Below are 22,646 nucleotides of genomic sequence, written 5' to 3'. Positions count from 1 at the left end.
GCGCGCCATCGTCCACGCCCGGCCATCTTCCCCTGGCCGCTCCCCCTTCCTATCTTGCCTCCCGACCGGGCAACGCCCCTTGCCCCCACGGAACAAATCTGGAACAACGCCCCCATGAGTCTGACCCACATCTCCGTACGCGGCGCGCGCGAGCACAACCTCAAGGGCGTGGATGTCGATCTGCCCCGCGACAGCCTGATCGTCATCACCGGCCTCTCGGGCTCGGGCAAGTCCAGCCTCGCCTTCGACACCATCTATGCCGAGGGGCAGCGCCGCTATGTGGAGTCGCTCTCCGCCTATGCGCGCCAGTTCCTCGAGATGATGCAGAAGCCCGATGTCGAGCATATCGAGGGCCTCTCCCCCGCCATCTCGATCGAGCAGAAGACCACCAGCCGCAACCCGCGCTCCACGGTCGCGACCGTCACCGAGATATACGACTATATGCGCCTGCTCTGGGCGCGCGTCGGCATCCCCTATTCGCCCGCGACCGGCGAGCCAATCAGCGCCCAGACCGTCAGCCAGATGGTAGACCGGGTGATGCTCCTGCCCGAAGGCACCCGTTTCTACCTGCTCGCCCCGGTCGTGCGCGGCCGCAAGGGCGAATATCGCAAGGAACTGGCCGAGTGGCAGAAGGCGGGCTACACCCGCGTCCGCATCGACGGCGAACTCTACCTGATCGAGGATGCCCCCGCCCTCGACAAGAAATACAAGCATGACATCGAGGTCGTGGTCGATCGCCTGGCGGTCAATGCCGACATGGCCACCCGCCTCGCCGACAGTTTCGAGCAGGCGTTGAAGCTCGCCGACGGTCTCGCCTTTGTCGACCTGGCCGAGGGCGTGGTCCCCGGCCGCGAGGACGAAGCCCAGTCCGCGGGCAAGATGAAGAATGCCGGCATCCCCGCCAACCGCATCGTCTTTTCCGAGAAATTCGCCTGCCCGGTCAGCGGCTTCACCATTCCGGAGATCGAGCCGCGCCTCTTCTCCTTCAACGCGCCGATGGGCGCCTGCCCGGCCTGCGATGGCCTGGGCGAGCGGCAGGAGTTCGACCCCGAACTGGTCGTCCCCAACGAAGCCCTCTCCCTGAAGAAGGGCGCCGTCGTCCCCTGGGCCAAGTCCAACCCGCCCAGCCCCTACTACATGCAGGTGCTCGGCTCCCTCGCCAAGGAATTCGGCTTCTCCCTCGACACCCCCTGGGCCGATCTGCCGGGCGAAGTGAAGCTCATCATCCTCCACGGCACCGGCGGCAAGCCCGTCACCCTGCGCTTCGTCGACGGCAAGAAAAGCTATGAGGTCAAGAAGCCGTTCGAGGGCGTGATCGGCAACCTCAACCGCCGCCTGCTCCAGACCGAAAGCGCCTGGATGCGCGAGGAACTGAGCAAATATCAGACCGCCATGCCCTGCGAGACCTGCCACGGCGCCCGCCTCAAGCCCGAGGCGCTGGCGGTCAAGATCGCCGGCGAGGACATCTCCGTCTCCACCCGCCGCTCGGTGGTGGACGCGCTCGCCTTCTTCACCGCGATGCCCGATGCGCTCAATGAGCAGCAGAACCAGATCGCCCGCGCCATCCTCAAGGAAATTGTCGAGCGCCTCGGCTTCCTCAACAATGTCGGCCTCGACTATCTGAACCTCGACCGCACATCCGGCACCCTGTCGGGCGGCGAAAGCCAGCGCATCCGCCTCGCCAGCCAGATCGGCTCGGGCCTCTCGGGCGTCCTCTACGTCCTCGACGAACCCTCGATCGGCCTGCACCAGCGCGACAATGACCGGCTGCTCGTCACCCTGAAACGCCTGCGCGACCTCGGCAACAGCGTCGTCGTCGTCGAGCATGATGAGGATGCGATCCGCGCCGCCGACTATATTGTCGACATGGGGCCGGGCGCCGGCGTCCATGGCGGCACCATCGTCGCCCAGGGCACCCTGCCCGAACTGTTGGCGCACAAGGAAAGCCTGACCGCAGACTATCTCAACGGCACCCGCCGCATCGAGGTGCCCGCCAAGCGCCGCAAGGGCTCTGGCAAGAAGCTCACCGTCCACAATGCCCGCGCCAACAACCTCACCGGCGTCACCGCGTCGATACCCTTAAGCACCTTCACCTGCATCACCGGCGTGTCGGGATCGGGCAAGTCCAGCTTCACCATCGACACCCTCTACGCCGCCAGCGCCCGCACCCTCAACGGCGCTCGCATCGTCGCCGGCCCGCATGACAAGATCACGGGCCTGGAAAATTGCGACAAGGTGATCGACATCGACCAGTCGCCGATCGGCCGCACCCCGCGCTCCAACCCGGCCACCTATACCGGCGCCTTCACCAATATCCGCGACTGGTTCGCCGGCCTCCCCGAAGCGCAGGCGCGCGGCTACAAGCCGGGCCGTTTCAGCTTCAACGTCAAGGGCGGCCGCTGCGAAGCCTGCCAGGGCGACGGCGTGCTCAAGATCGAGATGCACTTCCTCCCCGACGTCTATGTCACCTGCGACGTCTGCCACGGCGCCCGCTACAACCGCGAGACGCTGGAGGTGAAGTTCAAGGGGATGAGCATCGCCGACGTGCTCGACATGACGGTCGAGGATGCGGTCGAATTCTTCAAGGCCGTGCCGCCGATCCGCGACAAGATGGCGATGCTCGCCGAAGTGGGCCTTGGCTATATCAAGGTCGGCCAGCAAGCCACCACCCTGTCGGGCGGCGAAGCCCAGCGCGTCAAGCTCGCCAAGGAATTGTCGCGCCGCGCCACCGGCAACACCCTCTATATCCTCGACGAACCCACCACCGGCCTGCATTTCGAGGATGTCCGCAAGCTGCTGGAAGTCCTCCACGCCCTGGTCGAACAGGGCAACAGCGTCGTGGTGATCGAACATAATCTCGATGTCATCAAGACGGCGGATTATATTATCGACATGGGACCGGAAGGCGGGGTCAAGGGCGGCGAGGTCGTCGCGCAAGGCACGCCGGAGCAGGTGGTGAAGGAGCCGAGGAGCTTTACCGGACGCTATCTGGCGCCGTTGCTGGGGCTGGAGGCTGTGGCGGCGGAATAGCTTTGAAATCCACTGTAGCCATGCAAATAGGAGTCGAACACAGATAGGGGCAGTCAATGAAGAGCGACGAGCGTGTTATCTACTTTTACGATCTTGCAGTGACTGCTCGAACTGAACATGCGAATCTGCCGCCAGTGAGATCGCTTCTTGAAGTAATCGCCGCCGAGCGTGCCGCCGGTCGCTTTCGGACGGCGGGAGACCGTGCGGGAAATTTGTGGCACTTCTTGGGTCCGATTGAATTTGACGAAGACAATCAGACTGCAACTATCTTAATAAGATCCTCCGACAAGCGTTCACCGGAATACGGCTATTCCAACGTAAATGACGGCACTCTGCGCCTGCTTGAAAAAGACAATCATGAAGGTGGTGATGCGGCTGCTCACCTCGTAGTGTCACTTCTTCCAGCCGACCCGGATACCTATATCGCTGTGCTAGAAGGCGTATCAGGACTTTCTCATCGAAATGTCATATCCCTTTTCAACAATCTTCTAACTGCATTCTATGCCAATAATCCGTCACACTTCACCTACCCAGACCCTGCCGGCGCGAAGACGAGGAACGGCGATATTAAGCGCCATGAAGTCAAGCCAAAATTTAAGTTAATTGGTCATATATCGGATCAGCTACATCAAGATATAGAGAACGGAACAATCGGAGATATCGAGCTTCGAAACGGTCGCGTCAATTCCACCATAGGGAATGATCCGTTTATTCGAAGCAAATCGTTTAGGCTTACATTATCGGTGCAGGCCGACATTCCGAAAGCCAATGTGCTGGAACGCCTTGTCACAGCTATCCAAAGCAAACACGCAACTTACGATCGCGCCAAAATTCACTTCGTAGATCAGACGGGGCATCCTAAGACAGTAGAGATTGATGTGACAACGGGCGCAGTAGAACAGTCATACGTTCAAGCTCGTAGGATATCCGCTGTCTTTCCGCCACTCAGAATGACTACAGACGTCATACTCTCTCGTGTATCCGACCCAATGAAAGAAATGTTGATCGAGTATAGAGGCTGATATGCTTCGTTATCAACTCACCCGGCCATTGGCTTTCGCCTGGATACGCGGCGGCGGTCTAAACCGGTTGCGTTATGGCTTTCCGCTTATCGCCACGCTGATAGGCTTCTTGCTATGGGGAAGCCTATGGAAGCTCGGGATAGTGCTTCCTCCAAGGAAGATCGCCGAAACAGTTTCGTCTGGATTGGTCACCCTACCTGGGTTTTATATCGCCGCACTAGCCGCTGTTTCTTCATTCCAATCAAACTATCTCGATCAGACGATTGAGGGAGAGGGCGCGCAAATTCAAGTACTCTCCAAAGGGATTATGCATAGCATAGATTTGACTTATAGGATGTATATAAGTTATCTTTTTTCTTATCTTTCCATTGCCTCTCTCATTCTCTTTATTTTTTTATCCTTGTCTGATGATATAACAGATTCAATGCATTTTATTTTTTCGACAAATGTCAAGATGGCACTAAATATTATTGGATCACTAATACTATCTTTTTGGATTTGGAATTTAATAACTACAACACTTCATGGCTTGTATTTTTTGGTAGAGCGAATGCATCGGCCATACGCTTAATGTTCCGCAGCAGCCATTTGCATCATCGAGTACACCTGATACATTCTCCCCATGACCAAGCTCACCCCCATCGAGTCCGAATTTGCGACGACCGAGGAGGCCGCCGCCTATGACGCTTGGTTCAAGGCGGAGGTCGAGGCGAGCCTGGCCGATCCCCGGCCGGGCGTGCCGCATGATCAGGTGATGGCCGAATTGCGCGCGATCATCGACGCCAAGAAGGCCCGGCAAGGCTGATGCCACACGTCATCTGGCGCGAGAGAGCGCGGGAGGACGTACGCACTATCATCGACTATATTGCTGATCGCAATCCGACGGCCGCGCTGCGCCTGACCGACCTGTTCGCCCATGTCGCAGAACAATTGGTCTATCATCCCCATATGCACCGCACCGGGTGTGTTCCCGACACGCGCGAAGCGATCGTCACGCCCAACTATATCCTCATCTATCGGGTCGGTGTCGAAGCGATCGAAATCCTGAACGTCAAGCACACTCGCCAGCAATATCCCTTAGCACCGGAACGCAGAAAGGCGCGCTTTGCAGGCCCGTATGGGCGCGCTGGTGGCCAATTCCTATTCCGCTGTCCTACACCCCGCCCTTCTGCCTACCCTTCCGGCAACGCGTCCTCTTTCCCTGAAAGGGCCTTGCCATGTCCTGCGCATTTCCGCCGATCACGCCGCCCCTGCCGGACACCATCCCCACGCCCGATCCGCAGCGGCGGGTCGATGGCTGGAGCCCGGCGCGCCAGCGGCGTTTCCTGGAGATACTCGCCGCCACCGGCGTCATCATGCTCGCCTGCGAAGGGGTGCGCATCACCGCGCGCTCGGCCTATACATTGCGCATCCGCCATGACGGCGCCGCCTTTCGCCTGGGCTGGGACGCCGCGATCCTGATCGCCCGCGCCCGCCTGGCCGACGATCTCCTGTCGCGCGCGATCATGGGCAGCGAGGAGACCATCCGCAAGGATCCCGACAATTACGAGGTCCGCCGCCACCGCCATGACAATCGCCTCGCCATGTCGATGCTCGCGCGGCTCGATCGCATGGCCGACAGCCCGCCCGAAGGGTCCGACGCCGCGCTCGCCCGCGTCGTGGCGCAGGATTTCACCGCCTATCTCGATCTGATCTGCCCGGCTGAAGAGGCCGACAAGGAGTCCGAACTGATCGGCCTGCCGCGCACGGGAATGGAACATATGGCCCGCCAGATGGCCGACGCCCGCCTGCTCAACGGCGACCAGCCCGAGACACCCGAACCCGTCGCGCCGGAAGCGGCACCCGCCCTCGCCCCCGCCGCCTCGGTCGCGCTGTTCATCGCCGCCCGGCTGCCGCTCCAGCCCGGTGCCAAGCGCCCGCCTGTGCAGCCCGGAATCTCGCCCTTTTCCGACCGGAATGGCCGGTGTGAACTTCGCCCCCATATCCACCGCGCCGACCTGCCGCCGGAGGAGGCCGCGACCCGTTTGCGCGGCGTCTGGTGGGATGAGGATCGCGAGCAATTGCGCACCGATTACCCCGCCCCGCCCGACTTCACCGGCGACCAGAGCGAGGATTATTACGATATCGACGAGTATGACCGTACCCTGACACAAGCCGAGGAGGCCGCCTATGCCGCGGAGCTGGAGGCGCAGGCCCGCCCCTATGAGGAAGCCGCCACCCGCGCCCGCGACGCCCGTTTCGGCTTCGCGCCGGGCAGTGACGAGGAAATCGCCGTCCTGGAAGCCGCCGGCTACGAGCTTCTGAGCGAGGATGAGGAAGACGAGGAGGAAGAGGAGGACGCGGCAGACCCCGCCGAAACGGCCAGTGATTTGCCAGGACGCCCGCAATGCCGTACAACGGCGCTGCTATAGTCGCAAATCGACGGTCTTCGGCGCTTTGCGGCACCTATCTCCCTCTTTCCCTGCCCCTCTAGCGACCCGGCGTGCCCGCCATGGGTCCGCCGCATTGAAAGAAGGAAATATCATGAGCAGCATCACCGGAACCGTGAAGTTCTTCAACGCCGACAAGGGCTATGGCTTCATCGAGCCCGACACCGGCGGCCAGGACGCGTTCGTCCACATCAGCGCGGTCGAGCGCGCCGGCCTCGCCACCCTGCGCGAGAAGGACCGCGTCACCTATGATCTGGAGCAGGACAAGCGCGGCAAGATGGCCGCGGTGAACATCGCCCACGCCGAATAATCGGCCAGTCGAGCCGGGCGCCACCTCACCGTGGCGCCTGGTCCCGATTTATCCGGCCCGCTCAGATATAATCCTCGGCAATGCTGGCGCCCAGCAGGATCAGGTTCGCCGCGATCAGCATCGCCATGTTCGCGCGCCGGCTCCGCACCCGCAGCAGCGCGACCAGCAGGGTCAGCAGCCCCACCAGCCCGCCCAGCAGGATCGGCGCGGCATAGGGGGCAAGCGGTCCGGCGGGGGCATCGGCTACCGGCCTCACCTCCTCCAGCACGCCCTGGCCGATCGTGACCGCGACATTGGCCAGCAGCAGCCCGCCGATCACCATCCGCTTCTGCCGGTCATACCAGTCGTCGAAATCGGGCCATTGTTCCGGCTCGTCGGGAAAGATCAGCGACGCGGCGAGATGATAGACGCCGACGATCGCCAGCACCACGACCAGCGTCAGATAGCTCGCATCCATCTGGTCCCGCATGATATAGGCGCTGCCCCAGAAGCTGGTGAGGTCCAGCAGCACGAACAGCCCCAGCAGCGGGGTCAGCCAGCCGATCCGCACCGGCTTGGCGGTCCGCTTGAGCTTCAGCGCGCGGGCAAAGCCGCCCAGCACCTCGGCGATCGCCAGCCCCAGCAGCAGCCCGAACACCGCGAACACCAGATCGAATGCCGACATTGCCACCCCCTTGTCACGGCGGCCCCCGCCACCGTCCGTCGCAAGACTAGCAAGGCCCGTCGCGGACGCAATCATGCTCGGAACCCTTGCCGCCGACGCCGGTTCTTTTCCCCGACTGGCAACCAAGGAGTTCCCCATGATCCGCACCCTGATTTTCGGCGCCATCGCCGGCTATGTCGGCAAGAAGCTCTATGACGACGGCAAGCTGACCGAGTTCAAGGACGACCTCGTCGCCCGTTACAACGACGCCAAGGCCAAGCTGGAGGACCAGCGCATCCAGGACAGCCCGGCCCCGGTCGTCACCCCGGCCACGGCCAGCGGCGCCTCGCCCCTGGCCCATTAAGCCCCATTCTCTCGGCGGCGCGCCACCTCGACGCGCCGTTGATGCCGTCCGCTCGCTGCCGCACTCCCCTCTCGATGGCAGCGGCGGGCGGTTTCGCGTTTCTGATCAGTATCTTGGCGCAACCTTCGCGCCGCTTGCGGGTTCTCCTCCCGACAGGGAAAAGAAGAGGAGACTATCCCGTGCGTACCCCCATAATGGCGCTTGCCGCCCTTGCCATGCTCCCGCTCGGCGCCTGCGCCTCGGACAATTATGGCGGCGGCTATGGCTATGACCGCCCCGGCGGCTACAACCGCCCGTCCGGCGGCCGCGACCGGGATCGCCGCCCGCCGCGCCGCCATCTCGGCGACAATGACCAGATCTACCGCGACCGCGACGGCCGCTATTATTGCAAGCGCGATGACGGCACCACCGGCACCATCGTCGGCGCCCTTGCCGGCGGCGTACTCGGCAATGTCATCGCTCCCGGCGGCTCCAAGACGCTCGGCACCATCCTGGGCGGCGCCGGCGGCGCCCTTGCCGGCCGGGCCATCGACAAGAACGACATCAACTGCGAATAAGCATTTCCAAGTCAGATGGTCACATCTGACGACCAGGGAAATGCGGCAAACAAGCAATCAAAAAAAGGGCGTGGGGATCGCTCCCCACGCCCTTTCCTACTCAAGCCAATTCGGCTTACAGCTTGCCGGTCAGTTCCGGCACCACCTTGAACAGGTCACCGACCAGGCCGATGTCGGCCACCTGGAAGATCGGCGCATCCTCGTCCTTGTTGATGGCGACGATGGTCTTGCTGTCCTTCATGCCGGCAAGGTGCTGGATCGCGCCGGAAATGCCGACCGCGATATAGACTTCCGGGGCGACGATCTTGCCGGTCTGGCCGACCTGATAGTCGTTGGGGACATAGCCCGCATCGACCGCCGCGCGCGAGGCACCGACGGCCGCGCCCAGCTTGTCGGCCAGCGGCATGATATATTCCTCGAAGGTCGGACCGTCCTTCAGCGCGCGGCCACCCGACACGATGATCTTGGCGCTGGTCAGCTCGGGGCGTTCCAGCTTGGCGATCTCGGCGCCGACGAAAGAGGAAATGCCCTTGTCGCCGGTCGAGGCCACGGCTTCCACCGCACCATTGCCGCCTTCTTTGGCCGCCTTTTCAAAGGCCGTTCCGCGAACGGTGATGACCTTCTTGGCGTCCTTCGACTTGACCGTGGCAATCGCGTTGCCGGCATAGATCGGGCGGGTGAAGGTATCTTCGCTTTCGACCGACAGAATGTCGCTGATCTGCATCACGTCCAGCAAGGCGGCGACGCGCGGCGCGATATTCTTGCCGTTGCTGGTGGCCGGCGCGACGAACGCGTCATGATGGCCCATCAGTTCGACGATCAGCGGCGCGACATTCTCTGCCAGCGCATGGCCAAAGGCCGCGTCGTCGGCGACATGGACCTTGCCCACGCCGGCGATCTTGGCGGCTTCGGCGGCAACGCCGTCGACGCCCTGGCCAGCGACCAACAGATGGACTTCGCCCAGCTTGGCTGCAGCGGTCACGGCGGAAAGGGTCGCGTCCTTGACGGCGCCGCCCTCATGTTCAACCCAAACGAGCGTCTTCGTCATGCTGCAACTCCCAGAGCCTTGAGCTTGGCCACCAGTTCATCGACATCGGCAACCTTGATGCCGGCCGAGCGCTTGGGCGGTTCGGAGACCTTGAGCGTCTCCAGACGGGCGGCGATGTCGACGCCGTAATCAGCCGGGGTCTTGTTCGCCAGCGGCTTGGACTTGGCCTTCATGATGTTCGGCAGCGACGCATAGCGCGGCTCGTTGAGGCGCAGGTCGGTGGTGATGATCGCCGGGGTGTTGAGCTTCACCGTCTCCAGGCCGCCATCGACTTCGCGGGTGACGTTGACCTTGTCGCCCTCGACCTCAACCTTGCTGGCAAAGGTGCCCTGCGGCAGGTTCAGCAGCGCGGCGAGCATCTGGCCGGTCTGGTTGCTGTCATCGTCGATCGCCTGCTTGCCCAGGATGATCAGGCCAGCGCCTTCCTCTTCCTGAACCTTGGCGAGCAGCTTGGCAACGCCCAGCGGTTCGACTTCGTCATCGGTCTGGATCAGGATGGCGCGGTCCGCGCCCATCGCCAACGCCGTGCGCAGCGTTTCCTGCGCCTTGGCGACGCCGATCGATACCGCCACGACCTCGGTCGCCGCGCCCTTTTCCTTCAGGCGAATGGCTTCCTCGACGGCGATTTCGTCGAACGGGTTCATGCTCATCTTGACGTTGGCCAGGTCCACGCCCGTGCCATCCGCCTTCACCCGCGGCTTCACATTGTAATCAATAACCCGCTTCACGGGCACAAGGATCTTCATTTCAACATCCTCCATTTTCACGCCATCGCCCGCCAACGCGAACACGGACGTGGGCGACCCGTTTCCAGGTCACCCACGCCCTATGGCGTATCTTCTCAGGTGATTAGGGGGCTCAGGCCGCCTTCCTCACTTCTGCCACGATCTTCTTGGCCGCATCGCCCAAGTCGTCCGCGGGGACGATCGGCAGACCCGAATTGGCCAGAATGTCCTTGCCCTGCTGGACGTTGGTGCCTTCCAGGCGAACAACCAGCGGAACCGACAGGTTCACTTCCTTGGCAGCCTCGACGATGCCATTGGCAATGATGTCGCACTTCATGATGCCGCCGAAGATGTTGACCAGAATGCCCTTAACGGCCGGGTCCTTCAGGATGATCTTGAACGCCGCGGTCACCTTTTCGGTGGTGGCGCCGCCACCCACGTCCAGGAAGTTGGCGGGGAATTCGCCGTTCAGCTTGATGATGTCCATGGTCGCCATGGCCAGGCCAGCGCCGTTCACCATGCAGCCGATGTTACCGTCCAGCTTGATGTAGGCGAGGTCGTACTTCGACGCTTCGACTTCGGCAGCATCTTCCTCGGTCAGGTCGCGCAGTTCGGCGATATCCTTGTGACGGAACATGGCGTTGCCGTCGAAACCGACCTTGGCGTCGAGGACGAGGAGGTTGCCCTGCTCGGTCAGCGCCAGCGGGTTGACTTCGATCTGCTCGGCGTCGGTGTCGAGGAACGCGGCGTAGAGCGACGAAGCGACCTTCGAAGCCTGCTTGGCGAGGTCGCCGGTCAGGCCCAGGGCAGCAGCAACGGCGCGGCCGTGGTGCGGCTGGAAGCCGGTGGCCGGATCGACCGAGAAGCTGTGGATCTTTTCGGGGGTCGAGTGGGCGACCTCTTCAATGTCCATGCCGCCTTCGGTCGACACGACGAACGCGATGCGGCTGGTGGCGCGGTCGACCAGCAGCGCCAGGTAGAATTCCTTGGCGATGTCGGCGCCGTCGGTGATGTACAGACGGTTGACCTGCTTGCCGGCTTCGCCGGTCTGGATGGTGACCAGCGTGTTGCCGAGCATGTCGGTGGCGTGGGCCTTCACCTCGTCCAGGTTGAAGGCCAGGCGGACGCCGCCCTTGGCTTCGGGGGCCAGTTCCTTGAACTTGCCCTTGCCGCGGCCACCAGCGTGGATCTGCGACTTCACGACATAGAGCGGTCCGGGCAGCTTCTTGGCAGCCTCGACGGCTTCCTCGACGGTGAAGGCAGCGTGACCGGCGGCGATCGGCGCGCCATACTTGGCGAGCAGTTCCTTCGCCTGATATTCGTGAATGTTCATGGGCTAGCCCGTCCTTTGTTCACAGGAAAACTGTTGAGGCGGGTTAAGCACAGGCGAAGTTGCAGGGCCAGAGCCATTTCGCAAAACGACTTTGCAAAATTGCAAAACCCCTGCGGAGCTCGACCCTGCTTTATTGTGAATTCGGCGTCAGAAGGAGCAGTGGATAGCGGCCTTGCTGGTCACCAGAAATATCTCCGGATCCTCCAGCGCACGGACCTTATAGAGGAGTTCGTCCATGCTCATCTTGCCCATGTGCGACTTGTGGAGCGATGCGATCGACTGAAGCCGTCGCAACTGCACTAGACTGAGCCGATCGACCATGCGTTCGGCCATGCAGCCGGCCATTCGCGGTGAAAGACCGGCGTCGATCAACCCGGCACGCACGCGTGATTCGGGAGAAACACTGGCGCAGGAGGCCAGCAGAAGGGAGCCGGCGAGCGCGCCGATCGTTGCACGAAAAGATATGATTGCCATGGGCATGGCCATGACAGCAGATGGCTGAACAGAGCCTAAATGCGCAGGACAGCCAAAGGAGTTTGCATGGATCGGATATTTTCCGCCCTGTCGGCACGGATCGCCAGTTGGACCGGCCAGCCGCTCGCCTTCATCCTGGCGGTCGGCGTGGTATTGATCTGGGGCGTGACCGGCCCTTTCTTTCATTATTCCGACACTTGGCAACTGGTGATCAATACCGGCACGACCATCGTCACCTTCCTGATGGTCTTCCTGATCCAGAATGCCCAGAACCGCGACGGCGCCGCGATCCAGGCCAAGCTCGACGAACTGATCCGTTCGATCGAGACCGCGCGCAACGACTTCATCGGCATCGAACATCTGACCGAAGCCGAACTAGAGAAGATCAAGAAGATACTGGAGCGCGAATGCGGTGCCGATGGCCCGCATCAGGACGTGATCGATCGCCTGATTTCCCGTCGATAGCGCGATGACGCAACGGCCGGAGGATCAATGCGCCGGAATGATCAGCCTCTCCTGCTGCTCATTGCGTCTGCGATAGGCTTCGACCTGATCGATATAACCGCGCGCCAGCCCTTCATAGGCAGCGCGCCCCTCGGGCGATGCTGTTGCCTGCGCGTTGATCAGCGACATCTGCTGGCGATGCAGCAGATAGTTGACGTCCGTCTCCATCGGTTCGCCCTCCTCCCGTATTTTTCGAAAGTGCGGTCGGCGCGCTGACGCGAAGCGAGTCGCGTCAGCGGCAGAGCGATAGTAGCATGAAGGTTAATGCTACGCGATTCCCCTCACCCTGCGCCCCGCTCGACCGAACGCGGCGCTGGTGCAAAACGCAGCACCGCATAACCGCACAGCGCGGACAGCAAGGATCCGCCAAGGATGCCGATCTTGGCCTCCTCGACCAGCAATGGCTGCCCCGGAAAGGCGAGCGCGCCAATGAACAGGCTCATGGTGAAACCGATCCCGCACAGCAGCGCCATGCCGTAAATCTGCACCCAGCTCGCCCCCGAAGGCCGCGCCGCGATACCCAGCTTCTGCGCCAGCCAGATACTGCCGAACACGCCCAGTTGCTTGCCGAGCAGCAGCCCCAGCGCCACGCCGATCGGCAAGGGGCTGAGCAGAGCGCCGATCGCTTCGCCATTGAGCGTGATGCCGGCATTGGCGAAGCCGAAGAGCGGCACGATCAGATAGGCGCTCCAGGGATGGATCAGATGTTCCAGGCGATGGAGCGGACTGTCCACCGCATCCGGCGCACCCGGCGTGCGATTGACCGGAATGGTGATGGCGGCGAGCACGCCCGCGATCGTGGCATGCACGCCCGACAGCAGCATCAGATACCAGAGCAGCAGGAAGCCGATGAGATAAGGTGCCAAGGCCCGCACACCGACACGATTCATCCCGAACATGACCAGCAGGACGACAAAGGCGCCGGCCAAAGCCATGACATCCAGCCCCTGGCTATAGGCCAGCGCAATGATCGCGACCGCACCCATGTCGTCGACGATCGCGACAGCCGTCAGGAACAGCTTGATCGATGCGGGAGCCCGCGATCCCAGCAGCGCCAGAACCCCAATCGCGAAGGCAATATCCGTGGCCGCCGGGATCGCCCAGCCGCGCGCCAGGGCCGGTTCCCCAACCGTAACGGCCAGATAGACCAGCGCTGGCGCGATCATGCCCGCCCCCGCCGCGATGAAAGGCAGGCGCCGCCTCTCCCAGGTGGACAGACCGCCATCGACGAACTCACGTTTGATCTCCAGCCCGACCAGCAGGAAGAAGATCGCCATCAGTCCGTCATTGACCCACAAATGGATCGTCATGGGACCGAGCGCAGGAGCAAGCACCGGCCCCGTCACCATATGGAAGATGTCATGATAGACATGGCCGGCAGCACCAGGAAGATTCGCCATGATCATTGCGATCGCGGCCGAAATCATCAGCAAGACGCCACTGCCTGCTTCTCCCTTCAGGAAATTCCTGAGGGCGGACACGGGCCGTTCGGTCACGCCTCTTCTCCATAAGTGCTTGCCGGTATTGCCATTCTTCCCCCTTAGGGAAATTTCCGCTCAGGTCCAACCCAGATCAGCCGGCCAATGTTGACAGACTTTCTCCAAAATACTTGGAAGACCGCTGTTCTCATGACATAAATTCGCCCTGCCGCATGGCGATCGGGACAGGGGGAATCCGGGATCGTGGGGGACATGCTCTTTGGCGCGCTACAGGCGCTGCATTATGAGATATTGTTGTTCGCGGTCATCGGCTTCGCCTTGGGCGGGCTGGATGATCTGGCGATCGACCTTCTGTTCCTGATCCGCCGAGCCTGGCGGGCGGTCCGGCACCCTCGCCGCCTCCGCATGACGATGGCGACATTGCCACCTTCATCGACGCCCGGCCGTATCGCCATCTTCATTCCTGCCTGGCAGGAAGCGGACGTCATCGGCGCGATGCTGCGCCATGCCGTACATTGCTGGGGCGATGCCGATTATCGCATATTCGTCGGCGCCTATCCCAATGATCCCGCAACGATCGACGCGATTGCGTCCATCGCCATCGATCAACCGCATATCATATTGTGCCTGAATGACCGCCCCGGCCCAACCACAAAGGCCGATTGCCTGAACATCAACTGGCGCAGCATGCTGGCGGAGGAAGGCCGAAGCGGCATCCGGTTCAAGGCCATCGTCATGCACGATGCCGAAGACGTCGTGCATCCCGATGAAATCCGGCTGTTCGATCATATGATCGACCGGTTCGCGCTCGTGCAATTGCCGGTACTCCCCCTACCCGGTCGCGGCACCTGGTTTTCCCGTGCCATCGCCAATCATTATTGCGATGAGTTTGCGGAAGCTCATGGGAAGTCCCTGACAGTGAGGGAATTTCTTGGTGCATCCATTCCCTCTGCTGGCGTCGCCTGCGCCTTTGAAAGAAATATATTGGCCGCTCTCGCCCCTCATGCTGGCGCGGGGCCATTCGATCCGGGGTCATTGACCGAAGACTATGAGGCGGGGTTGCGGATCGCCGACATGGGCGGCCGGGGCATCTTCCTGCGCATCCGTGACGCACAGGGCCGTCTTGTCGCGACACGCGAATATTTTCCCGACAGCGCCCCGGCCGCCATCCGCCAGAAGGCACGCTGGATCATCGGCATTTCGCTTGCCGGATGGGATCGGATGGGCTGGCAGGGTGGCCCGGCCGAATGGTGGATGCGGATCAGGGACCGGCGCGCCACCCTTGCGGCCCTGATCATCGTCGCCGCCTACGCCACGCTGCTGCTCTGGAGCATGTTGGAACTGGCGCGCCCATTCCTGGCGCCGCAAATGCGCCCGTCGACGCCGCTGATCGACAGCTTGCTGACGCTCAATCTCTGGCTCATGGCATGGCGCATCATGATGCGCGCGATCTTTGCCGGCCATGCCTATGGCTGGCGGCATGGACTGGCGGCCGTGCCGCGCATGTTCGTCGGCAATGCGATCGCTATCCTGGCCGCCCGGCGCGCCGTGATCCTCTATGTCCAGTCGCTGCTGGGCAAGCCGCTGGTGTGGGACAAGACGCAACATCACTTCCCCGACATGGAGGAGCAGGCATGATCGGATCATCGGCCGATGGACGGCCGGTGCGCTTCTTTTTCATGCTGTGCATCGGCTGGACTGGCATGCGCCTGTTCGGCACGATCGCGTCGACAGCGCCGCTACCAGCGACAGTACCAACCCCGGCAAAAGGCAGTCGGATCGGCTCCCCCACCCATCAGGAGCGCATGATCCCGATCATCCACAAAGCAGAAACAGCAATTTATTCTGGCAATAAGTGGCAACCCATCCGTGCGAGTTCGCCCTTCAAGCCAGTCCGGCCCTCTTATGCCATCGCGCCACTATCGAACGCATGGTCGTTGAACTCTGGCGCCTCCAGACAAAGACCTCCCCTAGGCCGGCCCAAAGCCATGGAACCGCTTGCCATTTCGGTATCGACCATATCGCCCGTCGGCTATGATCGCTGGCAAGGCAGCGTCTGGCTGCTCTGGCGCTCCGGCGGTGGTTCATCGGCAGACCTGGCCACGGTGGGGCGCCTCGGCGGGTCGCAGGCCGGAGCACGGATCGACTTCGACCTGACGCCCCGATCCTCGGGACGCCTCGCCGCTTATGGTCGGGCGACGACGGCCCTCCAGTCGCCCGAGGCGCCCGAAACCGCGATCGGCCTGTCCTATCAGCCAGTACGCCATATTGCCGTCAGCCTTGCCGCCGAACGACGGATCGCGCTCGATACCCAGGCGCGCGACTCCTTCGCGCTGTTGCTCGTCGGCGGTTTTGGCCCCAGACCCGTTGCCGGGCCGATCGAGGCCAGCCTTTACGCACAGACCGGCATGGTAGGACTGCACAAGCGCGACCTTTTCATCGACGGAAAATTCTCGCTTCTCGCGCCGATCAAGGGCAGCCCTCTGCGCGTTGGCCTCAGCCTGTCTGGTGGTGCGCAACCCGATGTCGAACGACTGGATATCGGCCCCGAAATCCAGTTTCGTCTGCCCCTTCCAGCGATCGCCGCACGCATCGGGATCGAATGGCGTGAACGTGTCGCCGGTCAAGCCAAACCGGCTTCCGGCCTGGCGGTCACACTCGCCGCCGATTTTTAGCCTACCGGCCATCTCCCGGCTTTCGCTCGGAGTCTTTTGTCTCTAACCCGATGGGGCATGGATCTATACCTGCCCATCGCCAATCTGTCGGTGAACGCCCTGATCATCATCGGACTGGGTGGCGTCGTCGGCCTGTTGTCGGGCATGTTCGGCGTGGGTGGCGGCTTCCTCACGACGCCGCTGCTCATCTTCTATGGCATCCCGCCCACGGTCGCAGCGGCCTCCGCTGCCAGCCAGGTGACCGGCGCCAGTGTTTCCGGCGTCGTGACCCACATGTCGCGCGGCACCGTCGATTTCCGCATGGGCGGCGTACTGATCGCCGGCGGCGTGGTCGGCGCGGGCCTTGGCGTCCTCATCTTTCGCTTGCTCCAGTCGCTGGGGCAGATCGATACGGTGATCGGCATTCTCTATGTGCTGATGCTGGGCGGCATCGGATCGCTGATGGCGAAGGAGTCGATCCAGGCACTGATCGCGCTCAAGACCGGCAAGCGCATGCAGGCGCGCAAGCGCCGCCACCATCCGCTGGTCGCAGCACTGCCGATGCGCTGGCGCTTCTATCGCTCGGGCCTCTATATCTCGCCGCTGGCGCCGCTGCTGCTGGGCATGGCAACCGGCATCCTGACCATGTTGCTGGGCGTGGGTGGCGGCTTCATCCTGGTGCCGGCGATGCTCTATCTGCTCGGCATGAACACCCAGTCGGTGGTCGGCACGTCGCTGTTTCAGATCCTGTTCGTCACCATGGCGACGACGATGATGCACGCGATGACGACCAAGGCGGTCGATCTGGTGCTGGCCATGCTGCTGCTGATCGGCAGCGTCACCGGCGCGCAGGTCGGCACCCGGCTGTCGATGACGATCCGCCCGGAATATCTGCGCATCCTGCTCGCCGCGATCGTGCTGCTGGTCGCCGCGCGCATGGCGCTGGGGCTGGGCTGGCGGCCCGACGAAATCTTCACGATCGACGTGAAATGAGGATATCCCGCCTCATCCTGCCGGCTCTGGCGCTGCTGCTGAGTGCCGCGGACGAACCGCAACTGGTGCCCGATGTGTCCCAGCGCGAGGTCGAGATCCAGTACAGCTTCACCGGCGCGGACCTGCTGCTGTTCGGCGCCATCGTCTATCCCGACGGTCGGAGTCCGGACAAGCCGGCGGACATCGTCGTCGTGCTGAAAGGCCCCGAACAGTCGATCACCATGCGCGAGAAGCAGAAGGTCGCCGGCATCTGGGTCAATGCCGACCGCGCCCGCTTTCGCTCTGCGCCCAGCTTCTACGCCATGGCCTCCTCCCGGCCGATCGCCCAGATCGTCGATGAACGCACGGCGGCGATCTACGAACTGGGCGTCGACAAGCTGCAACTCTCCCCCTCCTCGCTCAACGATAGCGCCGAGCTGGACCGGTTTCAGGCTGGCCTTGTCGATCTGCGCCAGCGCAACGGCCTGTTCGTCGAACGCCCCGGCACAGTGGAGATCAGCGACGACGTGCTCTATCGCGCCCGCCTGCCGCTCTCGGCCCGTGTGATCGTGGGCGACTATACCGCCGAAACCTTCCTGGTGCAGGACGGCCGCGTCGTAGCAGCGGCGGTGCGCGACATCCATGTTCGCAAATCGGGCTTCGAACAGTTCATGGCCGTCGCGGCCGAACGCTGGTCTTTCCTCTATGGCCTGACCGCCATCGCCCTGGCCGTCGGCATGGGCTGGGCCGCCGGCGCAGTCGCCCGTCGCATCTAATCGACCGCCTCTCCAAAAGTTCATCTTCCAGCCACGCTACCGCAGGCCGTCATAGACCATATCGGTCGTGCCACCTCCCCTCCCCCCTTGGGTGGCACGAAACAGGCCAGCTTGGACCAGCTGGCCGAACGGTCGGAACGCGTGGGTCTTGTTCCGACCGCTCACAGCCCGGCACGTCGGTCTCCTCCCGACGTGCCGGGCGCTCGGGTCGATCGCGGAGACGGCATGATGGCGCGCAGCGGCAAGAGCATCCGGTATATCCTGCCCGTCCTGATCCTCGCTCTGCTGGCAGCGACCTTCCAATGGCTCGGCTATCTGGGCGGCGATCCCTTTTCCCTCTCCCGCCCACAGGGCTATCGGCCGGGCCATGGCACGCCGATCGCCATCATCCTGTCGGGCGACATGGGCATGAAGGTCGGCATGGGGCCGGGCATCATGGCACGCCTGACGCGAGACGGCCTGCCGACCGTCGGCGTCAATTCGCTGACCTATTTTCGCAAGACCCGCAGCTCTGCCGAAGCCACTACCCTGATCAGCCAGGCCCTGGCTCAGGCCCACAGCATCGATCCCGCCGCGCCGGTCATCCTGATAGGCCAGTCCTTCGGCGCCGACATGGCGCATGTCGGCCTTGCAACGCTGCCCGCTGCCCAACACCATGCCATCGCCATGGTCGCGCTGGTGGTGCCAGGCGCCACGGTCGAATATCGCGCTTCGCCCGGTGAGATATTCACCTTTGCCATGGCGGAGGCGGACGCCCTGCCGACCGCGCGCAAGCTCGACTGGGCGCCTTTGCTCTGCGTCCATGGACAGGAGGAAGCGGCCAGCCTGTGCCCATTGCTGCACCAGCCCAATGGGCAGACCGTCGCGCTGCCGGGCGGGCATCCATTGCACCATGATGTCGATGCGCTCTACCATGTCCTGCACGCGGCCTTCGCCCGGCAGGGATTGATCCGGAAGACCTGACCCATGCCTCATGCCTTGCGCCTGTTCCTTGCCGGCATCAGCCTGATCGCCGCCGCTCCGGCGATGGCGGCCGATCCGGTGCTGGGTTCCTGGATCAATCCGCGCGGCAGCGTCACGGTCACGACCGGCGCCTGTCAGGACAGATTGTGCGGCTGGGTCAGTCACGCCAATGCCGAGGCGCTGGCCGATGCCAGCGATGCCGGCATCCCGCATCTGGTCGGCACCACCCTGTTGCAGGATTATCGCCCCAAGGGACCGGGCCATTGGGCCGGGCGGGTCTATGTGCCCGACATGGGCCGCACCTTCTATTCCACCATCGACCAGCAGGGGCCGGACCAGCTGAAGATTTCCGGCTGCATCCTGGGTGGGCTTTTCTGCCGCAGCCAGCTCTGGCACCGGGTCAAGACGGGGTAGCGACAGATGGGGGCCATGACATATTTGCGCCGTTACCAGACGCCCTTGTCGGTCGGGCTTGTGGTGCTGCTCGCCGCGCTCGGCTTCGTCGCGCTCTACCATCTGCTGCACGATGTGCATGTGCGCGACATCCGCGCGGCCTTTCATGCACTTGGCCCGACAGCCCTGATCCCCGCCCTGCTGCTGACCGCGATCAGCTATGTCACGCTCACCTTCTACGACGTGCTGGCGCTGCGCTCGATCGGCCGCCCCTTGCCCTATGGCACGGCGGCGCTCGCCTCCTTCATCAGCTATACGCTCAGCCATAATCTGGGCCTGTCGCTGCTGACCGGCGGATCGGCGCGCTACCGCATCTACAGCGCGGCGGGGCTGGGTGTTGCCGATGTAGCGCGGGTGGTCGCGATCGCTGGCGCCACCTTCTGGGGCGGCGTCCTGACGCTGGCGGCGGCCATGCTGGTCTGGCGGCCGGAGACGCTGTCGATAGGCGATGTCCGCCTGTCCGCGCCAGCATTGCGTGTGGCCGGAAGCCTGACCCTCACGGCCATCATCGGCCTGATCCTCTTTGCCGGCCGGCAGGGACGGATGCTGCATTTTGGCCGCATGTCCCTGCCGCTGCCGCCCGCCTCGCGCATATTCTGCCAGATCGGCATCGGTGTGATCGATCTCGCTGCGGCCAGCGCTGCGCTGTTCGTCCTGGTGCCCGGCGTTGGCCTCCATGTCTGGCCTGCCTTCTTCCTGGGCTATGCGCTCGCCATCGTCGCCGTGCTGCTGACCCATGTGCCCGGCGGCGTCGGCGTGTTCGAACTGGTGATGCTCGCCGCCCTGCCCGGCGTGGACCGGCCGCAACTGGTCGCCGCGCTGCTCGCCTATCGACTGGTCTATTATATCCTGCCGCTGCTGATCGCAGTCGGCATCATCGTTGCGCAGGAAGGCTGGCGCTGGCGACAGCCGTTGCGCCGCACCCTGCGCGGCCTGCAAGCCGTCACGACCGGCCTCGCACCGATCATGACGGCGGCGCTCGTCTTCCTGGGCGGTGCCATCCTGCTGGTATCGGGTTCGCTCCCGGCCATCCCGCACCGGGTCGCCACCCTTAACAGCGTCGTGCCGTTGCCCTTCCTCGAAGCCTCCCACATGGCCGGCAGCCTGGTCGGCGCGGCGCTGCTGATCCTGTCGGCCGGCCTCTACCGGCGGCTGGACGGGGCCTTCTGGCTGACCCGCATCCTGCTGCTGGCCGGCGCGATCTTCTCGCTGCTCAAGGGGCTGGATTATGAGGAAGCGGCGGCGATGCTGCTGATCGCCGCGCTGCTGCAATGGGCGCGCCCGGCCTTCTATCGTCGGACCCAGCTCATCGCCGACGCCTTCACCCCCGGCTGGCTGGCGACAGTCGCAGTGGTTCTGGGCCTCTGCGTCTGGATCGGCTTCTTCGCCTACAAGCATGTCGAATATCAGAACGACCTCTGGTGGCATTTTGCCGCCCGCGCCGATGCCTCGCGTTTCCTGCGCGCCAGCCTGGCCGTTGCCGTCCTGCTGATCGGCGTGGCGCTCTGGCGCCTGCTGCGCCCGGCCGCAACCATTCCCGCCTTGGCCAGCAATGCCGCCGTCCCGCCGGAGGCCGCGCTGGCGCTGGCCGAACGCACCGACGCCAATCTCGCCTATATCGGCGACAAGCGCTTCCTGGTGTCGGATGGCGGCACCTGTTGCCTGATGTACCAGATCAGGGGGCATAGCTGGATCGTCATGGGCGATCCCGTCGGCGCCCGCAGCGAATGGGCGGACCTGCTCTGGCGGCTGCGCGAACAAGCCGATGCCGCGCAGGGCCGCCTGCTGCTCTATCAGATCAGCCAGGACATGCTGCCGCTCGCAATCGAACTGGGGCTGCAGATCGTCAAATATGGCGAGGAGGCGCATGTCGATCTGGCCGGTTTCACGCTGGACGGCCCGGATGCCAAGCCGCTGCGCTATGCCGAGCGGCGCGCGGCGCGGGAGGGCGCCAGTTTCGAGATCATCCCTGCGGCGATGCTGGACAAGGAAATGGACCGGCTGGCCGAGATTTCCGCTCATTGGCTGCAGGCCAAGGGGCATAAGGAAAAATGCTTCAGCGTCGGCCGCTTCGATCGCGCCTATATGGCGCGGTTCGACTGCGCCGTGGTGCGACAGGAGGACAGGATCGTCGCCTTCGCCAATATCTGGGCCGCGGCCGACCGGTCCGAACTGTCGGTCGACCTGATGCGCCATGACGAGGACGCCCCCTATGGCACGATGGACTTTCTGTTCATCCACCTGATGCTGTGGGGCAAGGCACAGGGTTATCGCTGGTTCAACCTCGGCCTCGCCCCGCTTTCCGGGCTGGAGGCGCGCCGGCTGGCACCGCTCTGGTCGAAGCTGGGGGCGCTGCTCTACCAGCATGGCAATGCGCTCTACGGCTTTGAAGGACTGCGCGCCTACAAGGACAAGTTCGGGCCGGAATGGGAACCCCGCTTCGTCGCGGGGCCGCAAGGCCTGTCCTTCGGCCGGGCGCTGCTCGATCTTCAGGCACTGATCGCCGGATAGCCATTGCGCGACGGGCGCATCCCGCGATAGCGCTGGGCGATGCACGCCATCCATCATATCGCCATCATCGGGTCCGACTATGCCCGGTCCCGCCATTTCTATGTCGACATTCTCGGCTTTGCCGTGCTGAACGAGGTCTATCGCGCCGAACGCGACAGCTGGAAATGCGATCTGGCCGTCGGCGACGCGCAGATCGAGCTTTTCTCCTTCCCCAATCCGCCGCCGCGCCCCTCGCGCCCGGAAGCCTGTGGCCTGCGCCACCTTGCCTTTGCCGTCAGCGACCTGGATGCGGAGGTCGCCCGGCTCGAAAGCCATGGCGTGGTGTGCGAACCGGTGCGGGTGGACGAATATACCGACCGGCGCTTCACCTTCTTCGCCGACCCAGACGGACTGCCGCTGGAGCTTTACGAGGATCAGGTCCGCGCCATTTGACAGCATC

The 22,646-nt window shown here is 63.3% G+C and carries 25 protein-coding genes and 1 pseudogene; 19 read left to right on the top strand and 7 right to left on the bottom strand.

Annotated elements, in window-relative coordinates:
• The first annotated feature begins 114 nt into the window (after positions 1 to 114).
• The 7 genes and pseudogenes from uvrA to HH800_RS04600 all read left to right on the top strand — a co-directional run bounded on the left by uvrA (position 115) and on the right by HH800_RS04600 (position 6,791).
• Positions 115 to 3,030: an excinuclease ABC subunit UvrA gene (uvrA, locus tag HH800_RS04630; protein WP_169860324.1), complete on the top strand. Its 2,916-nt coding sequence runs from the start codon at positions 115 to 117 to the stop codon at positions 3,028 to 3,030.
• Between the two features lie 56 nt (positions 3,031 to 3,086).
• Positions 3,087 to 4,052 carry a hypothetical protein gene (locus HH800_RS04625; RefSeq protein ID WP_169860323.1) on the top strand — a complete coding sequence of 322 codons (966 nt, stop codon included), beginning with the start codon at positions 3,087 to 3,089 and terminating at the stop codon, positions 4,050 to 4,052.
• A gap of 1 nt (position 4,053) precedes the next feature.
• Positions 4,054 to 4,623 (top strand): hypothetical protein, encoded by a 570-nt coding sequence (locus HH800_RS04620; RefSeq protein WP_169860322.1) that lies wholly within the window; start codon positions 4,054 to 4,056, stop codon positions 4,621 to 4,623.
• 51 nt (positions 4,624 to 4,674) lie between these two features.
• A complete protein-coding gene (locus HH800_RS04615; protein ID WP_048939062.1) occupies positions 4,675 to 4,857 on the top strand; it encodes a hypothetical protein in 183 nt (60 codons plus the stop codon).
• Positions 4,857 to 5,114 (top strand): annotated as a pseudogene (locus HH800_RS04610) (type II toxin-antitoxin system RelE/ParE family toxin); the annotation flags it as partial. The gene HH800_RS04615 and the pseudogene HH800_RS04610, both read left to right, overlap by 1 nt.
• A 155-nt stretch (positions 5,115 to 5,269) precedes the next feature.
• Complete coding sequence (locus HH800_RS04605) at positions 5,270 to 6,463, top strand: hypothetical protein (RefSeq protein WP_169860321.1); 1,194 nt, start codon at positions 5,270 to 5,272, stop codon at positions 6,461 to 6,463.
• 112 nt (positions 6,464 to 6,575) lie between these two features.
• Positions 6,576 to 6,791 (top strand): cold-shock protein, encoded by a 216-nt coding sequence (locus HH800_RS04600; RefSeq protein WP_004207726.1) that lies wholly within the window; start codon positions 6,576 to 6,578, stop codon positions 6,789 to 6,791.
• Positions 6,792 to 6,852: 61 nt separating this feature from the next.
• Here HH800_RS04600 and HH800_RS04595 read toward each other — a convergent pair whose 3' ends face one another.
• Positions 6,853 to 7,455 (bottom strand): hypothetical protein, encoded by a 603-nt coding sequence (locus HH800_RS04595; protein WP_037491660.1) that lies wholly within the window; start codon positions 7,453 to 7,455, stop codon positions 6,853 to 6,855.
• Positions 7,456 to 7,591: 136 nt separating this feature from the next.
• Here HH800_RS04595 and HH800_RS04590 point away from each other — a divergent pair, with 136 nt between their 5' ends.
• Positions 7,592 to 7,798, top strand: a complete 207-nt coding sequence (locus HH800_RS04590) for a hypothetical protein (protein WP_010336653.1) — start codon at positions 7,592 to 7,594, stop codon at positions 7,796 to 7,798.
• Positions 7,799 to 7,977: 179 nt separating this feature from the next.
• A complete protein-coding gene (locus HH800_RS04585; protein ID WP_235682021.1) occupies positions 7,978 to 8,355 on the top strand; it encodes a glycine zipper 2TM domain-containing protein in 378 nt (125 codons plus the stop codon).
• 115 nt (positions 8,356 to 8,470) lie between these two features.
• Here the strand turns inward: HH800_RS04585 and HH800_RS04580 are convergent, their stop codons facing one another.
• The 4 genes from HH800_RS04580 to HH800_RS04565 form a co-directional block, all read right to left on the bottom strand.
• Complete coding sequence (locus tag HH800_RS04580; RefSeq protein WP_037512249.1) at positions 8,471 to 9,403, bottom strand: electron transfer flavoprotein subunit alpha/FixB family protein; 933 nt, start codon at positions 9,401 to 9,403, stop codon at positions 8,471 to 8,473.
• Positions 9,400 to 10,149, bottom strand: a complete 750-nt coding sequence (locus HH800_RS04575; protein ID WP_004207731.1) for an electron transfer flavoprotein subunit beta/FixA family protein — start codon at positions 10,147 to 10,149, stop codon at positions 9,400 to 9,402. Before HH800_RS04575 ends, HH800_RS04580 begins: the two co-directional genes overlap by 4 nt.
• A 112-nt stretch (positions 10,150 to 10,261) precedes the next feature.
• Positions 10,262 to 11,461, bottom strand: a complete 1,200-nt coding sequence (gene sucC / locus HH800_RS04570; RefSeq protein ID WP_099233848.1) for an ADP-forming succinate--CoA ligase subunit beta — start codon at positions 11,459 to 11,461, stop codon at positions 10,262 to 10,264.
• Positions 11,462 to 11,608: 147 nt separating this feature from the next.
• A complete protein-coding gene (locus HH800_RS04565) occupies positions 11,609 to 11,845 on the bottom strand; it encodes a hypothetical protein (RefSeq protein WP_235682112.1) in 237 nt (78 codons plus the stop codon).
• Between HH800_RS04565 and HH800_RS28980 the strand changes: the two genes are divergently transcribed.
• Together HH800_RS28980 and HH800_RS04560 are read left to right on the top strand one after the other, a co-directional pair.
• Positions 11,793 to 11,963, top strand: coding sequence for a hypothetical protein (locus HH800_RS28980; protein ID WP_235682139.1), 171 nt, complete (start codon positions 11,793 to 11,795; stop codon positions 11,961 to 11,963). The genes HH800_RS04565 and HH800_RS28980 overlap by 53 nt on opposite strands.
• A 38-nt stretch (positions 11,964 to 12,001) precedes the next feature.
• Positions 12,002 to 12,400 (top strand): low affinity iron permease family protein, encoded by a 399-nt coding sequence (locus HH800_RS04560; RefSeq protein WP_169860320.1) that lies wholly within the window; start codon positions 12,002 to 12,004, stop codon positions 12,398 to 12,400.
• A gap of 24 nt (positions 12,401 to 12,424) precedes the next feature.
• Here HH800_RS04560 and HH800_RS04555 read toward each other — a convergent pair whose 3' ends face one another.
• Both HH800_RS04555 and nhaA read right to left on the bottom strand, forming a co-directional pair.
• Positions 12,425 to 12,607 (bottom strand): hypothetical protein, encoded by a 183-nt coding sequence (locus tag HH800_RS04555; protein WP_010336659.1) that lies wholly within the window; start codon positions 12,605 to 12,607, stop codon positions 12,425 to 12,427.
• A 113-nt stretch (positions 12,608 to 12,720) separates the two neighbouring features.
• A complete protein-coding gene (gene nhaA, locus HH800_RS04550) occupies positions 12,721 to 13,935 on the bottom strand; it encodes a Na+/H+ antiporter NhaA (protein WP_169860319.1) in 1,215 nt (404 codons plus the stop codon).
• Between the two features lie 195 nt (positions 13,936 to 14,130).
• On the opposite strand from nhaA, the gene HH800_RS04545 reads away from it, so the two are divergent.
• The 8 genes from HH800_RS04545 to HH800_RS04510 all read left to right on the top strand — a co-directional run bounded on the left by HH800_RS04545 (position 14,131) and on the right by HH800_RS04510 (position 22,639).
• Complete coding sequence (locus HH800_RS04545) at positions 14,131 to 15,516, top strand: glycosyl transferase family protein (protein ID WP_169863238.1); 1,386 nt, start codon at positions 14,131 to 14,133, stop codon at positions 15,514 to 15,516.
• Positions 15,513 to 16,553 (top strand): hypothetical protein, encoded by a 1,041-nt coding sequence (locus HH800_RS04540; RefSeq protein WP_235682020.1) that lies wholly within the window; start codon positions 15,513 to 15,515, stop codon positions 16,551 to 16,553. The genes HH800_RS04545 and HH800_RS04540 overlap by 4 nt, the downstream gene beginning before the upstream one ends.
• Before the next feature lie 57 nt (positions 16,554 to 16,610).
• A complete protein-coding gene (locus HH800_RS04535; RefSeq protein ID WP_169860318.1) occupies positions 16,611 to 17,525 on the top strand; it encodes a sulfite exporter TauE/SafE family protein in 915 nt (304 codons plus the stop codon).
• The gene (locus HH800_RS04530; protein ID WP_169860317.1) at positions 17,522 to 18,280 is read left to right on the top strand and encodes a TIGR02186 family protein; all 759 of its coding nucleotides are present in this window, start codon (positions 17,522 to 17,524) and stop codon (positions 18,278 to 18,280) included. Before HH800_RS04535 ends, HH800_RS04530 begins: the two co-directional genes overlap by 4 nt.
• A gap of 225 nt (positions 18,281 to 18,505) precedes the next feature.
• Entirely contained in the window at positions 18,506 to 19,243 is a 738-nt protein-coding gene (locus HH800_RS04525; RefSeq protein WP_169860316.1) for an AcvB/VirJ family lysyl-phosphatidylglycerol hydrolase, read from the top strand.
• Positions 19,244 to 19,246: 3 nt separating this feature from the next.
• Complete coding sequence (locus HH800_RS04520) at positions 19,247 to 19,657, top strand: DUF2147 domain-containing protein (protein WP_037512273.1); 411 nt, start codon at positions 19,247 to 19,249, stop codon at positions 19,655 to 19,657.
• Positions 19,658 to 19,663: 6 nt separating this feature from the next.
• A complete protein-coding gene (gene mprF / locus HH800_RS04515; RefSeq protein WP_169860315.1) occupies positions 19,664 to 22,207 on the top strand; it encodes a bifunctional lysylphosphatidylglycerol flippase/synthetase MprF in 2,544 nt (847 codons plus the stop codon).
• A gap of 39 nt (positions 22,208 to 22,246) precedes the next feature.
• The gene (locus HH800_RS04510; protein ID WP_169860314.1) at positions 22,247 to 22,639 is read left to right on the top strand and encodes a VOC family protein; all 393 of its coding nucleotides are present in this window, start codon (positions 22,247 to 22,249) and stop codon (positions 22,637 to 22,639) included.
• The last annotated feature ends 7 nt before the right edge of the window (positions 22,640 to 22,646 follow it).

It is taken from the genome of Sphingobium yanoikuyae, assembly GCF_013001025.1.
Classification (GTDB): domain Bacteria; phylum Pseudomonadota; class Alphaproteobacteria; order Sphingomonadales; family Sphingomonadaceae; genus Sphingobium; species Sphingobium yanoikuyae_A.
This window is presented reverse-complemented; position numbering and strand designations above follow the sequence as displayed.